Origin of the sequence: Uliginosibacterium sediminicola (genome assembly GCF_039631295.1) — a bacterium.
In the GTDB taxonomy this organism is placed as follows: domain Bacteria; phylum Pseudomonadota; class Gammaproteobacteria; order Burkholderiales; family Rhodocyclaceae; genus Viridibacterium; species Viridibacterium sediminicola.
This window is the reverse complement of record NZ_JBDIVE010000007.1, coordinates 115602-130459: the sequence shown is the minus strand read 5'-3', so window position 1 is coordinate 130459 and position 14858 is coordinate 115602. Positions and strand designations below refer to the sequence as shown.

General features: G+C 62.7%; 13 protein-coding genes. All 13 read right to left on the bottom strand.

Annotated features, from left to right (window positions below; all coding sequences use genetic code 11):
- Position 1: 1 nt before the first annotated feature.
- The 13 genes from ABDB84_RS13520 to rpsA all read right to left on the bottom strand — a co-directional run bounded on the left by ABDB84_RS13520 (position 2) and on the right by rpsA (position 14791).
- Entirely contained in the window at positions 2-3268 is a 3267-nt protein-coding gene (locus ABDB84_RS13520; RefSeq protein ID WP_345920271.1) for a UvrD-helicase domain-containing protein, read from the bottom strand.
- Between the two features lie 101 nt (positions 3269-3369).
- Complete coding sequence (locus ABDB84_RS13515; RefSeq protein ID WP_345920270.1) at positions 3370-3765, bottom strand: type II toxin-antitoxin system VapC family toxin; 396 nt, start codon at positions 3763-3765, stop codon at positions 3370-3372.
- Entirely contained in the window at positions 3762-4004 is a 243-nt protein-coding gene (locus tag ABDB84_RS13510) for an AbrB/MazE/SpoVT family DNA-binding domain-containing protein (protein WP_345920269.1), read from the bottom strand. Before ABDB84_RS13510 ends, ABDB84_RS13515 begins: the two co-directional genes overlap by 4 nt.
- Positions 4005-4198: 194 nt before the next feature.
- On the bottom strand, positions 4199-6892 hold the full coding sequence (locus ABDB84_RS13505; RefSeq protein WP_345920268.1) for a PD-(D/E)XK nuclease family protein: 2694 nt from the start codon (positions 6890-6892) through the stop codon (positions 4199-4201).
- 96 nt (positions 6893-6988) lie between these two features.
- On the bottom strand, positions 6989-7312 hold the full coding sequence (gene fdxA / locus ABDB84_RS13500; RefSeq protein ID WP_345920267.1) for a ferredoxin FdxA: 324 nt from the start codon (positions 7310-7312) through the stop codon (positions 6989-6991).
- A gap of 169 nt (positions 7313-7481) precedes the next feature.
- Positions 7482-7847, bottom strand: coding sequence for a ComEA family DNA-binding protein (locus tag ABDB84_RS13495; protein ID WP_345920266.1), 366 nt, complete (start codon positions 7845-7847; stop codon positions 7482-7484).
- Between the two features lie 35 nt (positions 7848-7882).
- A complete protein-coding gene (gene rfaD, locus ABDB84_RS13490) occupies positions 7883-8887 on the bottom strand; it encodes an ADP-glyceromanno-heptose 6-epimerase (RefSeq protein WP_345920265.1) in 1005 nt (334 codons plus the stop codon).
- 8 nt (positions 8888-8895) lie between these two features.
- On the bottom strand, positions 8896-9831 hold the full coding sequence (rfaE1, locus tag ABDB84_RS13485; protein WP_345920264.1) for a D-glycero-beta-D-manno-heptose-7-phosphate kinase: 936 nt from the start codon (positions 9829-9831) through the stop codon (positions 8896-8898).
- A gap of 7 nt (positions 9832-9838) precedes the next feature.
- Positions 9839-11161 carry a UDP-glucose dehydrogenase family protein gene (locus ABDB84_RS13480; RefSeq protein ID WP_345920263.1) on the bottom strand — a complete coding sequence of 441 codons (1323 nt, stop codon included), beginning with the start codon at positions 11159-11161 and terminating at the stop codon, positions 9839-9841.
- A 39-nt stretch (positions 11162-11200) separates the two neighbouring features.
- Positions 11201-12373 carry a lipopolysaccharide assembly protein LapB gene (gene lapB / locus ABDB84_RS13475; protein WP_345920262.1) on the bottom strand — a complete coding sequence of 391 codons (1173 nt, stop codon included), beginning with the start codon at positions 12371-12373 and terminating at the stop codon, positions 11201-11203.
- 15 nt (positions 12374-12388) lie between these two features.
- Positions 12389-12679, bottom strand: a complete 291-nt coding sequence (locus ABDB84_RS13470; protein ID WP_345920261.1) for a lipopolysaccharide assembly protein LapA domain-containing protein — start codon at positions 12677-12679, stop codon at positions 12389-12391.
- Positions 12680-12760: 81 nt separating this feature from the next.
- On the bottom strand, positions 12761-13054 hold the full coding sequence (locus tag ABDB84_RS13465; RefSeq protein WP_345920260.1) for an integration host factor subunit beta: 294 nt from the start codon (positions 13052-13054) through the stop codon (positions 12761-12763).
- Positions 13055-13075: 21 nt separating this feature from the next.
- Positions 13076-14791, bottom strand: coding sequence for a 30S ribosomal protein S1 (gene rpsA, locus ABDB84_RS13460; RefSeq protein WP_345920259.1), 1716 nt, complete (start codon positions 14789-14791; stop codon positions 13076-13078).
- Positions 14792-14858: the final 67 nt, after the last annotated feature.

Below are 14858 nucleotides of genomic sequence, written 5' to 3'. Positions count from 1 at the left end.
CTCATTCGACTTCAATATTTGTTCCATCAGCAAAAACTAACAGGCCGCGCACTGTTTTGGCGGGAATCAGATGCTGCAGCGCAATGCAATAGTCCTGCACCTGACTGCGGTACTGCTCCAACAGCGCTGTCTGTGCCGTGCCGCTCTTGTAATCGAGCACCCAGGCCTCGTCGGCAAACTCCACCCAGCGGTCGATACGCCCCAGACGCCCGTCAGGATGCAGGACATCGCTCTCGTTGCGCGCACGCAGATACTGCTGCGGATCGAAAAAACGCCGCAAGGCAGGCCGCGCCAGCATTGCCTCGCCAGCGGCGCGTACGGCTTCGCTCACCTCCGGCACCGGCCAGGCGGAGAGGCGCGCTTCCAGCCAGGCATGCAAGGCGCTGCCGAACTCAAGGCCGGCAGCCGATTCCTGCTGCGCTGCAGGCGGCGCACGCCTGAGTTGCCCGATCCGCAGGGCGCTGCGCGGGCGAGCTGCTGCGGCCAACGGGCTCGCAGCGGCGGCGGCATCCGCGGAGAGAACGGTCTGGGCAGGCAAGCTGCCGAGCACACCCGATTCTGCGCCCAGGCTGCGTAGCGCGGCATCGATGCGCTTCCAGGCGGTCGGCGCATTTTGTGTGCGCGAAGGTTCGATGCCGCTGACCATCAGCACCTGTTCGGCGCGTGTGATGGCGACATAGAGCAGGTTCAGCTCTTCACGCTCGGCCGCCGCTTTTTCGGCTTCGAGCAGATCGCGCCGGCTGGGCCCGGCTTCGCCGAGGCGGCCGAGCAAGGAGAAATGCTGCGGCGCATTCTGTTCGACCGGCCATTGCATCGCCACGCCATAGCCTTCGCCACTTTTCGGCGGCGAGTTGGCGTCGATCAGCCAGACAATCGGCGCTTCCAGCCCCTTGGCGCCGTGAATGGTCATGATGCGCACGCGGCCACCATCGCTCGCGCCCTCGCCGGCGCTGGCCACCAGGCCCTCGTCCGGTGCTTCTTCGTCCGAACTCGACAAGCGCCGCAGTTCGTCGACAAAGCGCGTCAGGCTCGGATAACGCCCGGCATCGACATTCAGCGAGAGCTCCAGCAGCGCTTCGAGATTGGCGTGCACACCGGGCCACAAGGCCTCGGGCAGCGCGGCGCGGGTGCGGGCGAACCAGTCGGATTCGTGGAAGATGCGGTCGATCAGGTCGTGCGCCGGCAAATGGGCTGCGCTGGCCAGCCAGCCGGAGAGCAGCCGGGCAGCGCGCTGCAAGGCGACCTGAGATTCATCTTCGCCCAGCGCTTGCAACTGCGGCCACCAGGCGCCGGGGCGCGCCGAGATGCGCAGCAGTTCTTCATTCGAGAGATTGAATGCCGGCGTGCGCAAGCAGTGGGCGAGCATGATGTTATCCGCCGGATCAGCGAGAAAACGCAGCACGGCGAGCAGATCCTGCGCCTCCAGCGTGGCCAGCAAACCGCCCTGCCCCGGACTCACGAAAGGAATCCCGGCTGCGCGCAAGGCGGCCTCGTAACTGGCCAGCTGGGTCTTGCGCCGCGTGAGGATCAGCACATCGGCATAGCGCGCCGGACGCTCGCCATGGCGACCACGCACCTGCCACTGCGCAACGATCTGTTTGATCCGCGTGGCGACGAGTTCGGCTTCCTGGCTGCGGCGCAAATCCTCGGCGTCGATGCGTGGCGTGCTGAGCGGATGACGCATGCTGGGCGATTCATCCTGCACTGCATCTTCTTTGGCCGCGCCAGCAATCAGCGGCAAGACCTCGACGCGCGTGGGCCAGGCCGCGACATCGCTGCGCTCTGCCGTTTGCGGCACGAAACCGGGCATCTCGGCAAAGACTGCATTGACCAGATCGACGATGCCCTGGGCATTGCGGAAGGTGTGCGCATTGCCCACGCGCAGGGCGCCGAATTCCTGTTCGAAATACTCCGCCGCTGCCGTGAACAGCTTCGGTTCGGCGCGCCGGAAACGGTAGATCGACTGCTTGGGGTCGCCAACCAGAAATACGCTCGGCCGCGTCAGGCCGGCGCCGGCATAGCCGTCCAGCCAGCCGCGCAAGATGCGCCATTGCAGCGGATTGGTGTCCTGAAACTCGTCGAGCAGGATGTGCTTGTAACGCGCATCGAGCCTCGCCTGCAGCCAGGCCGCCGTGCCCTCTTGGGTCAGCAGGGCATCGATCTCGGCTTCGAGGTCGGAGAAGTCCATCACCCGGCGCGCGCGCTTGAGTTCTTCCAGCTTGCCGAGCAAGGCCTGGCCGACGCGCAGCGCCTGCTGATTGAACAGCGCATTGCGCTGATCCTGCAGCGCGCCCAGCGCATCGAGCAGCGCGCCGGTCAATTCGCCGAAACGGCGCAGCAGGAAGTCGACGCCTGCCTCTCCCTGCGCGGCCTGATAAGCCTTCACCGGCTTGAGCGCGCGCGGCTCGTCGGCCTTGGTCAGCAGCGCACTGCGCAGCGCCGCGAAACGCGCCTCGCGTTCCGGCAACGCCAGCGCGGCGATCAGCTTGTCAGCCATCTCGCCACCAGCCTTGCTGCTGCCCGGCAAGCGCTGGGCGAATTCAGCAATTTCCTGCTCACGCGCGGCGCTGAAAAAGCGCGCCAGGGGATCCTGGCCCACGCCAAACTGCGCCGCCAGCTCGGCCAGCACGCCTTCGAATCCGCCCTGCTCGCCCAGCCATACGCGCCACTCGGCACGCCGCTCGACGAAGGCCTTGAGCAGCTTCTTCGTTGAATGCGCGCCGAGCTCGGCGTAGAGCCACAACAAGGCCTGCGCCACCTCCGCCGCCGGCGCGCGCGCGCACTCGGCGGCCAGCGCTGCCCAGGCTTCGTCGAGCAAGCTGCCCGCGGCTTCATCCAGCGAACGGCCGGCGAGTCCGCTCTCCAGCGGCGCGCCGGAGAGCAGGCGCGCAAACCAGCCGTGGAAGGTGGTAATCGTCACGCCCGGCTCGGCCTGCAGCAGGGCTTCGAACAAGCTACGCCCACGCGGCAGCGCGCGTGCTTGGTCCGCCGACAAACCGCGCTCGGTCAGCATGGCCAGCGCCTGCGCATCCGGCAGATTCGCCAGCTCGGACAGCAAGGCGCGCAAACGCGCCTCGATCTCGCGCGCCGCCTTGCGCGTGTAGGTGATCGCCAGAATCTCCCCCGGCTTCACACCCGCCAGCAGCAAGCGCAGCAAGCGTGAGGACAGGAGCCAGGTCTTGCCACTACCGGCGCAAGCCTCGACCGCAACGCTGTGCGCGGGATGGAGGGCGAGGAAGCGTTGCTGTTGGCGGTGTTCGGGGGTCAAATTTAAAATCAACTATTTTTGAGACAAAAAGTTAGGGCGCAGCGCGATTCGATGTTGCCCCACATTGATCTGCGTATTTCATACACCAATTCATAAGCCAACTAGGTCAGCAATTGCATCCCGCAATCTCTGACCGCCCCGCGATCAAAGCTTGCCGTGTAATCGCAGCCTGCTGCGTTGCCGGCACGCTCAATCAGGCAGTCGGAAAAATCGGCGCCTCCATCCTTGAAGCGGCGCAGTGCTCGCCACACCAGCTCGGCATCAGCAACGACGATTTCGCGTGTGCGCAGCAAGGTTTCAAGCACATTGCAGATCGCTGGCTTGTCGCTGGCGTAACAGCGGCTGAGCACCCAGACCAATTCGACGAGCGCAACCAGGCTGACGTAGCCGGGCGCATCAACAGTTAGCGATTCGATCAATTGCGTGGCCAATGCGGACTGCTGCGCATCGTCCTGCACGATGTAACGCACCAGCACATTGGTATCGAGGCCAATCATTTGGCGCTGGAGCCTTGCGCGGCAATCGCCGCGTTCATGTGATCAATGCTCACGGTAGCAGGCGGCTTGCTGATCAGGCCTTTTAATGCAGTGACCGATTGCGTAGCCGCGACGATTTCGAAACGCCCCGGTTCGAGCTGGACAAAGTCGACCCGGTCGCCTGTGCCAACGCCCAGCGCCGCACGCACCGCAGCCGGAATGGTGACTTGCCCTTTGGTGGTGAGCGTAGCGGTAGTCATTCTGGCGCTCCTTGAATGGATATCTCCTTACATTAGAGTAAGGATCTGCAGACAGCAATGCAAATCTGCCAAGCCTTTCGTCGCGAGGGCAAGCGGCCGCGCCGCCCTCGATACAGCGCAAGCTGCGGCACTCGGGCCGAACGCCTGGGTGTGTGCGGCGTATCTCGCTCAACAATCTATGAAAAGGATAGCACTCAGCTCACCCACTCCTTGCGGCACAAGCCACGCATCTCGCAGTACGCGCAGGCCAGCGCGGTGCCTTGCGCCGGCATGGCGGCGCCGTCGTGCAGGGCGTTGAAGCTGTCGGTGATGCAGTCGAGCAGCGCTGCAGCGCGCTCCTCGGGCTCGGCGAGCGGCGCAGTGCCGAGCGCTTCGCCATCGAGGGCGACATAGGCGGCTTCGGCGACATGGCGGCCTTGCAAGACGGTGTAGAAGGCCAGTTGCACGTCGTCGGGGTCCTTGACTTGCTCACGCAGGGCCTTCAGGCCGCGCGATTTGTAATCGAGTAGCGCATGCAGCCCTTTGCCGTCGGCATCGACGCGGTCGAGACGGCCGAAGAGGTGCAGGCTGCGCCCGCCGCCCAGCTCGTGCTCCAATTCGATATTCACTTCCCCGCCCTGCCAGAACCAGCCCCCGGCTTCGCGTTGGCGCTGCCAGGCCAGGTAGTCGGCAAGCTGGGCGCGCCAGCGCAGGCGCCAGGCGTGATCCTGGAAATTGCGCTCGATGGCTTGCGCAAAGGCTTCTTCGGTAATGGCTTCGAGCGCAGCGAGCAGCACCTCGTCCGACTCGGCTTCGAGTCGCGGAAACTGGCTGTGGAAGCGATGCAGGATCAAGTGAAGCTGCTCGCCGAAATCCTTTTTCTCCATGCCCTCGCTGAGTTCTTCGAGTTCGCCCAGGCGCAGCACGTAGCGCGCAAAGTAGCGATACGGGCAATCGACGAGGGCTTTCAGGCCGCTGGCGGAGAGCCGTTGTGGAATCCGTTCGGGCGGCGCTGCCGGCGCGGCAGGCGTCGTCGCGCCAAGCTGCGGACTCGCCGGGCAAGGCCGCGCGCGTGGGCGGATCAGGCAATCGCCGTCGCGACTCAGGGCAGTTTCCAGCAGGGCCACTTCGGCGGCCGGCATCAGCGCTTCATCACGCCGCTGGCTTTGCCAGGCGATGCACGCCGCATCGCTGGCGAGCAGCAAGCCGGCGAGGTCTTCGCGCAGCTGCAGGCGCTCGCTGGCCAGGCCCGGCAAGCCGAGTGCGCGGCGCACGCCGGCGTGAGTCAGCCAGCCAGGCGCACCGGGCGGCGCGAGGTGTTCGCTGTCAGCGCCAATCAGGATCGCCGCATCGAAGTGACGCAGGCGCGTCGCCGCCAGGTGGGTCATGATCACCGGGCTGTCGATGCTTTCGTCGCGATACAGCTGGGCATCCATCTGGCGATTGAACCAGGTGCGCCAGGCGGCAAAGCGGAAGCGGCTGTCGCGGCTGCCATCCTGCTCGGCCAGCTCGGCGATACGCGTCTCCAGCCATTCCAGCCACTGACGGCCAGCCTGGTCCTGCTGGAAATGCGGCAGCGCCCCGAGCAATTCCAGGCTGCTCTTGAGGCGCCGCAGCCATTCAGCGATGCCCGCCGACTGCTCGGGCTTGATCAGCGCGCGGGCAGCAATCAGGCGGTCGAGCAGCAAGGCCGATTCCGGCGCCAGATTCTCGGCAGCGCGCAGGCGATCCAGTCCGTTCGGGATATGCGTTTGGCGGATCAGGCGGTCGAGCGCATCGACGCCGCGCGCGCGGCTCAGCGCGTCGAGATCGGCAAACAGCAGCGGGGCGCGCAGCAAGTCGATGAGCGCGCGGTGCCAGGCATCGGAGGCGAGCACTTCAAGCCAGGCATCGACCACGGCGGCAACCCGCGTCGTCACCATCTTCCAGCCGGTTTCGTCCTGCACCAGCACGCCTTCGCGTTCGAGCAAGGCACGGGCTCGCCGCGCGGCGAGGCGGTCACAGGCGATCAGCGCGATGCTGCGCTTGCCCGCCTCCAGCCAGTCGAGCACCTGATCGGCCACCGCTTCGCCCAGTGTTTCCAGGCTGTCGGCGGCCAGCAGGCTGAGGCGCTCACGCGTGTCGCCAATCAGCGCCGGCGCAACATCGTGCATGCGCTCGCGCAGCGCGGGGGCATCTTCTGCGGCGGGCCAGACGCGAGCCAGCAATTGCGCCAGAGCGCCCTCGGCGAGGGCGCGATCGGGTCGCAGCAACAACACCGGCACACGCTGCGCGGCCTGATCGATCAGCGCCTGCAGGGGTCCGGCTTGATGTGACTCCAGCATGATGATCAGCGGACCATCGAGCGCAGCCAACCACTGCGCGGCGGCGAGCAAGCGCGCGGCCACCCGCGAGGGCTTGCCCTGCGCCTCGGCGCGCCAGAGCGCGTTGACCAGTTTTGCTTCGAAATTGAGGGCCTGACTATTGCGCAGCTCGAATGCTTCTTCGAGACAGGCCAGCAAGCCCGCTTCGTCATCCGGCAAGGGCGCGGCGTGCTCGGTGAGCGTGTCGAAGAGCTGGGTCAGCTCGGCGACCACATCCCACAACATGCCCTCGTCCAGCCATTCACGACTGCGCAGCAAGGCGTGCAGCATCAGCTGCCGGCGCGCATCCGGCATTGCCTCAAGGCTCGCGAGCCAGGGCGCCACCATGCCCGACAAGGTATTGCTACGCGGCAGCAAGACCGCGCCGCCGGCCAGCTCGAACAAGGCGGCATTGAGCGGCGCAGCGAGCTTGAGATTGGGCAGCAGCAAGCTGGCGTGCGAGAGATCGCAGGCCTGTGTGGCCTGACCGGCGAAATCGAGAATATGGCGGGCGGCGGCAGGCAGAAAGCTGCGATCCGGCGCCAGGGAGTGTGAAACGAGGCTCATGCCGCGATGCTGCCACGTCTGCCAAGAAAAAGGCGCAAGCCCGGATGGTCTTGCGCCTTGTCGTGTCGCCTGCGAACCCTGATGGTCCGCATGGGCTCAGCGTTCCAGCTTGTCTACCTTGCCCTTGACCTTGGCCCACTCGTCCGCATCGGGCAGCGGGTCCTTGCGTTCGACGATCAGCGGCCAGGTCTTGGCCAACTCGGCATTGATCGCCGCAAACTGCTCCTGCCCGGCCGGCAGGTCGTCTTCGGCAAAAATGGCTTCAGCCGGACATTCGGCAACGCACAGCGTGCAGTCGATGCACTCATCAGGATCGATGACGAGGAAGTTCGGGCCTTCATGGAAGCAGTCCACAGGGCAGACGTCGACACAGTCGGTGTACTTGCACTTGATGCAGGACTCGGTCACAACATAGGTCATGGGGTCATTTCTCCAGCGATGGCAGACTAAGGATGCTGCCTTGATTCGTGCCGAATATACCGCAAGCGGCTTGGCTTGGGCATTGGCTACGGGAATGCAGGCATGAAAAAACCCCATGCCTGCGAGCATGGGGTTGGCGGACTTGCAACAAGAGAACCTGGCGCTGTCCTTACTTCTTGGCCTTTTCGCTGCTGCTCGCTGCAGCGGCGGGTTTGGCGTCTTTCTTGTCGGCCTTGGGCGGCTTGGCATCCTTGGCCGGCGCGGTCGCCACAGTCGTCGTACCACTGACCGCAACTTCACTCTTGAGCTTGTCGAAGACCTTGTCGCCAATTCCCTTGACGCTCTTGAGATCCTCGACCGACTTGAAGTTACCGTTGGCCTTGCGGTACTCCACGATGGCCTTGGCCTTGGCGGCACCGATACCGGGCAGGCTTTCGAGTTCCTGTTCGGTCGCGGTGTTTATATTGACGGCCGCCATGGCCATACCGATGGAGGCAATCAGACTCATCACAACAAGCAGCAGTTTTTTCAGCATGTGAGACTCCTCTGTAAAGTGGGGTTGCAGACGCTTTATGCGTCTTGCAAAAGCTTAACGCAGTACTTACCCACTCCGGTTGACACGTCCTGAAATTCTTCTGCATAACCGGCCGCACGCAACGCTGAGATATCGGCCTGAGTGAAGCTTTGATATTTGCCTTTGAGAATGTCCGGAAAGGGAACATATTCAATCAGCCCTTGAGTCTGCATCTCGCCCAGGCTCAGCACAGGCTGGCCTTCGTGTTGGCGACAGGCATTGATCACCGCTACGGCAATGTCATTGAAGGACTGTGCACGGCCGGTACCCAGATTGAAAATACCCGATACGGATGAGTTCTCAAGGAAGTGCAGATTGGCCTTGACGATATCTTCGACAAAGACGAAATCGCGCAGCTGGCCGCCATCGGCATAACCATCGGAGCCAACGAAGAGCTTGACGCGCCCTTCCTTGCGGAACTGGTGGAAGGCGTTGAAGGCCACCGATGAACCGGCACCCGCCTTGTGCGCCTCACGCGGACCATAGACATTGAAGTAGCGGAAGCCGACGACCTGCGAGGCGATGTCGGGCATCGCACGACGCACTACCTGATCAAACAGGAACTTGGAGTAGCCATACACGTTCAAGGGCGACTCGTACTGACGCTCTTCGCGAAACACGCTGCTGGCGCCGTATGTCGCCGCCGACGAGGCGTAGAGATAGGGAATCACCTGGTCGGCGCAGAAATCGAGCAACGACAAGGAGTAACGGTAATTGTTGTCCATCATGTAGACGCCGTTGTGCTCCATGGTGTTGGAGCACGCGCCCTGATGCAGGATCGCTTCGATGCCGCCATCGAACTCGCCCGCCTCAATGGCGCGCAGGAATTCGTGTTTATCGATGTAGTCAGCGATATCGCAATCCACAAGGTTCTTGAATTTTTCAGCCTTGGAAAGATTATCGACCGCGATGATATTGGTGATGCCGCGCGCATTGAGCCCGGCAACGAGATTGGAGCCGATGAAACCTGCTGCTCCGGTGACGACGTAATAACGGCCCATTATTGACCTCAGAATTCCGCGCGCATTTCATCGAGCGTGACCGTTGCCGTTCCCAGCTTGGCCACCACGATTCCCGCGGCGTGATTGGATAGTTGCATGGCGCTGGCCAAGTCGCAGCCACTGGCAAGCATCACCGCCAGGGTTGCGATGACGGTATCGCCCGCGCCGGAAACGTCGAACACCTCTTGCGCGCGCGTGCCTTCATGCACCGCGCCTTGCGCCTGGAACAGGGTCATGCCCTCTTCCGAACGCGTCACCAGCAAAGCTTCGAGGCCCAGCGCCTGGCGCAGCTTCTGCGCGCGCTCGGTGAGATCCGCTTCGCTGTCCCATTTGCCAACAACCTGTCGCAATTCCGAACGGTTGGGTGTCAGCAAGCTGGCACCTTTGTAGCGACTGTAGTCATCGCCCTTGGGGTCGACCAGCACAGGTTTGCCGGCAGCACGCGCCAGATCGATCATCTGCTGCACGTCAGCCAGACCGCCCTTGCCATAATCGGAGAGCACCACGATGTCATGCGCAGCCAGCTCTTCACGGTAACGCGCCAGCTTGTCGGCGAGCACGCTGGCCGAGGGCATGTTCTCGAAATCGATACGCAGGAGTTGTTGCTGGCGCCCCAGCACACGCAGCTTGACCGTAGTGGACAGCTGGGCATCCTTGCACAGCAAGGCGCGCACATTGGCGGCCTGCAGCAGGCCTTCAAGCGCCTGGGCTGCCTCGTCCTGGCCGACGATGGACAGCAGGCTGACCGTCGCCCCCAGCGAGGAGGCATTGCGCGCCACATTGGCAGCACCGCCCGGACGTTCTTCACTGCGCTCGACACGTACCACGGGCACCGGTGCTTCGGGCGAAATGCGATTGACATCACCGAACCAGTAGCGGTCCAGCATCACATCGCCCACCACGAGGATACGCGCCTTGCGCGTATCGGGAATCGACAGTTGCATCACGACCTCACTTGCGCCCGATGCCCGAATATTCGAGACCTGCTGCGCGCGGCAGCTCGGGCGAGAAGATGTTGCGGCCATCGATGATCACCGGGCTCTTCAGCCGCGCGCGAATCGCGGCGAAATCCGGGCTGCGGAACTCCTTCCACTCGGTCACGATGACCAGGGCGTCGGCGCCTTCGAGTGCGGCCATCGGCTGTTCGGCAAAGCTCAGGCGCTCATCATCGCCAAAGATGCGCTTGGCCTCGTGCATGGCGACCGGGTCGTAGGCGGTAATGCGTGCGCCACGCTTGAAGAGTTCGTCGACGATGACGCGGCTGGGCGCCTCGCGCATGTCGTCGGTATTCGGCTTGAAGGCCAGGCCCCACAGCGCGAAGCGCTTGCCGGCAAGGTCTTCACCGAAGCGCGCGACGATCTTGTCGACCAGCACATGCTTCTGACGCTCGTTGGCGGCTTCCACCGCCTGCAGCACCAGCATCGGCTGCTCGGCCGCGTTCGAGGTGCGAATCAGCGCCTGCACGTCCTTGGGGAAACAGGAGCCGCCATAGCCGCAACCGGCATAGAGGAAGTGCCAGCCGATGCGCGGATCCGAGCCTATGCCCTGACGCACCAGTTCGATATCGGCGCCGAGTTTTTCGGCCAGCAAGGCCAGCTCGTTCATGAAGGAAATACGCGTGGCCAGCATCGCATTGGCGGCGTACTTGGTCAGTTCGGCCGAGCGGATATCCATCACCAGCAAGCGCTCATGGTTGCGCTGGAACGGCGCATAGAGCGCGCGCATCAGATGAATGGCCTGATCGTCCTCGGCACCGACGACGATGCGGTCAGGGCGCATGAAGTCCTCGACCGCCGCGCCTTCCTTGAGGAACTCGGGATTCGACACCACGCTGTAGGGCACATCCACGCCACGTGCGGCCAGTTCCTCGGCAATCGCCGCGCGGACCTTGTCACCGGTGCCGACCGGCACCGTGGACTTGTCGACCACCACTTTGTAATCGGTCATGTGGCGGCCGATATTGCGGGCGGCAGCGAGCACATATTTCAGATCGGCCGAGCCGTCTTCGTCCGGCGGCGTGCCGACGGCGATGAACTGGACGGTGCCGAAATCAACGGCCTTCTCGACCGAGGTCGTGAAGTGCAGGCGGCCGGCAGCCACGTTGCGCTTGACCATCTCCAGCAAGCCCGGCTCGAAGATCGGGATACCGCCTTCTTCGAGGATGCGGATTTTGTCCTTGTCCAGGTCAAGGCACAACACGTCGTTGCCGACCTCAGCCAGGCAAGCGCCCGACACCAGTCCAACGTAACCCGTACCGACAACAGTAATTTTCATAATGACTCTTCAGATGAATTGATCAGACAGCTGCTGCCCTCAGGGCACCAGGTCAAATTCTTCGGTGCGACGTGGCGGATAGCTTTCCCAGTCACCACATGCCGGACAACGCCAGTAGAACTGGCGCGCCTTGAAGCCGCAATGATCACAGCGATAACGCGCAACGCGGCGTGTGTGGTCATTGATCAGGCGCTTGATCAGCTCGACGTCCTGGCGCTTGTCGGCCGGCACCGTGAACACCGCCGCTTCGAGCAGCTTGTCCAAGCCTAGCACCGTGGGATTGCGCTTGATTTCATCGCGCACAAGGATGTACGCCTGCTGCGCGCCACCATGCTCCATATCCCACTGGAAGACGAATTCCAGCAGATCCAGCGAGGGATAGCGATCCAGGTAGTAACGTAGCAGCTGGATGCCCCGCTCCGCCTCACCCGCGCGCTGATAGGCGGCCATGATGCGCTCAGCGACTTGCGAGAGGAATGCCGGATCCATCTGCTCGACCCGCTTCCAGGCGGCCAGGGCCTCAGCTTCCTGGCCCTGCGAGAGCAGGACGTCGCCCTGCAACATCAGCGCACGCACACAGCGGCTATTGACGCGCAAGGCCGCATCGATCTGCGCCAGCGCGGCAGCATGATCGGAATGCGCAAAGTCGACGGTCGCCAGCTCGCAGTGGAAATTGGCGATCTCCTTTTCCCAGCGATGATCGTTGGCCGGCATTTCCTGCGCGATCTCGATGGCACGCGTCCAGTTCTTTTCCTGCTGGTAGATTTCCAGCAAGGCGCGCAGGGCGACTTCCTTGCGCGCACTATCGCGCAAACGCATGTAGGCCGCTTCGGCGCGATCAAGCAAGCCGGCCTTGAGATAGTCCTGACCCAGCGCTTCAAGCGCTTGCAGGCTTTGCTCCTCGCTCAGGTCCTCGCGTTCGACCAGGTTCTGGTGAATGCGGATGGCGCGATCCACCTCGCCGCGCCGGCGAAACAGACTGCCCAGCGCGAAATGCAGCTCAACCGTTTGCGGGTCGATGCGCAACGCATCGAGGAAAGCGTCGATCGCCTTGTCCGGCTGTTCATTGACGAGGAAGCTCAGGCCGGAGAGGTAGCTGCGCGGCAAGGAGCGCGATTCGCGTAGCAAGTGGCGGATGTCGATACGTGCGGCCAGCCAGCCCAGCGCGAAGAAGAATGGCCACGACAGCAGCCACCAGAATTCAAAGTCCATCGAAGTTCACGGGGCTCAGATTGATTCGGGGTATTGCGGACGCGCGCCCTTGGGCATCGTTGCCGCATCGGGACGCAGCTTGCGCAAGCGCGCAATTTCGCGCCTTTGCGCCACCAGGGTGGAAATCAGCGCAGTCACGCCGACCAGGGCACCTCCGGCAAAGCTGAGCAGGATCAGCAGCACCAGCGGCAATTGCCATTCGGCCCCCATGAAGAATTTCAGGCTCACCAAGGCATCATTCTTGATGGCAAAGCCCAGAAGAAGGATGAAGACCAGCAGGCGCAGCAACCAGACGAGTATTCGCATCCGGCGATTATACATTGAGCGAGCAGGCAAAAAAGAAGGCGGTCCGCAGACCGCCTTCCGGGTATTGCTATAGCGCCTCAATCAGCCGGGCTCGCCGCTCTGGTCTACGCGTTCGCGCAGCTCCTTGCCCGCCTTGAAATGCGGAACGTATTTTTCCGGAACCAGCACCTTGTCACCCGACTTAGGGTTACGGCCTACGCGAGGCGGGCGATAGTTCAACGAAAAGCTGCCAAAACCACGAATCTCGATGCGCTGGCCGCGTGTCAGGCACGCGGCCATCTCGTCGAGAATCACCTTGACGGCGAAATCGGCATCCTTGATGCCTAACTGCGGGAAGCGTGCAGTCAGGCGCTCAATCAGTTCCGACTTGGTCATGACGACGAAAATGCGTCCGGATTACTGCGAGCCGCCAAGCTTGGCCTTGAGCAGCGCGCCGAGGTTGGTCGTGCCGCTGGCAGCATTGCCACCATCAGCAGCCAGCTTGCTCATCGCTTCGTTCTGCTCAGCCTGATCCTTGGCCTTGATCGACAGGCTGATCGAACGGGACTTGCGGTCCACGTTGATGATCAGCGACTCGAGGCTCTCGCCCAGCTTCAGAACGCTGGAGAGGTCATCGATACGATCACGCGAGAACTCGGACGCGCGCAGGTAGCCTTCCACGTCGTTGCCCAGATCGATCACGGCACCCTTGGCATCAACCGACTTGACCGTGCCCGTCACCAGGCTGTTCTTGTCGTGGGTTGCCACGAAGGTGGTGAAAGGATCCCCATCGAGCTGCTTGACGCCCAGCGAGATGCGTTCCTTCTCGACGTCGATGGCCAGCACGACAGCTTCGAGCTCGTCACCCTTCTTGAAGTTGCGGATCGCTTCTTCGCCCGTTGCCGACCAGGACAGGTCGGACAGGTGCACCAGACCATCGATACCGCCAGGCAGGCCGATGAACACGCCGAAGTCGGTGATCGACTTGATAGCGCCGCGCACGCGGTCACCCTTCTTGTGGTTGGCCGCGAAGTCATCCCACGGATTGGCCTTGCACTGCTTCATGCCCAGCGAGATACGACGACGGTCTTCGTCGATTTCGAGGATCGCCACTTCGACTTCGTCGCCCAGCTGGACAACCTTGGTCGGGTGGATGTTCTTGTTGGTCCAGTCCATTTCGGACACGTGGACCAGACCTTCGATGCCTTGTTCGACTTCAACAAATGCGCCGTAGTCGGTGATGTTGGTGACCTTGCCGAACAGGCGGGTGCTGGCCGGGTAGCGGCGAGCGATGCCAACCCACGGATCTTCGCCGAGTTGCTTCATGCCCAGCGAAACGCGGTTCTTCTCTTGGTCGAACTTCAGCACCTTGGCGGTCACTTCGTCGCCCACCGTCAGCACTTCGGACGGGTGACGGACGCGGCGCCATGCCAGGTCGGTGATGTGCAGCAGGCCGTCGATACCACCCAGATCCACGAATGCGCCGTAGTCGGTGATGTTCTTGACGATACCCTTGACGATGGTGCCTTCGGCCAGGTTGGACAGCAGCTTTTCGCGCTCCTCACCCATGCTCACTTCGAGCACGGCGCGGCGCGAAACCACGACGTTGTTACGCTTGCGGTCCAGCTTGATGACCTTGAATTCGAATTCCTTGCCTTCGTACGGGGTCGTGTCCTTGACCGGACGCATGTCGACCAGCGAACCCGGCAGGAAGGCACGGATGCCGTTGGTCATGACGGTCAGACCGCCCTTGACCTTGCCCGTCACCACGCCCTTGACCAGGGTGCCATCGGTCAGTGCGGTGTCGAGGAAGTTCCATGCAGCGATGCGCTTGGCCTTGTCGCGCGACAGACGGGTTTCACCGAAACCGTCTTCGAGGGACTCGATAGCGACCAGCACGAAATCGCCGGGGGTTGCTTCAAGCTCGCCGCGATCATTGCGGAACTCGTCGAGCGGAATATAGCTTTCAGACTTCAGGCCAGCGTTGACGACAACGAAGTTGTTGTCGATGCGCACGACTTCAGCGGTGATGACTTCACCGGCGCGCATTTCCTGGCGATTGAGGCTTTCTTCGAAGAGCGCAGCAAAGCTGTCTTCGAAGTTTTCGGTGGAAACTTCTGAGGAGATGGACATGTGTAGGAGGCTCGGAGCGTCACGCGAACGCGACGTAAATCAGTAAGTTGAACACACCGGACGCTGC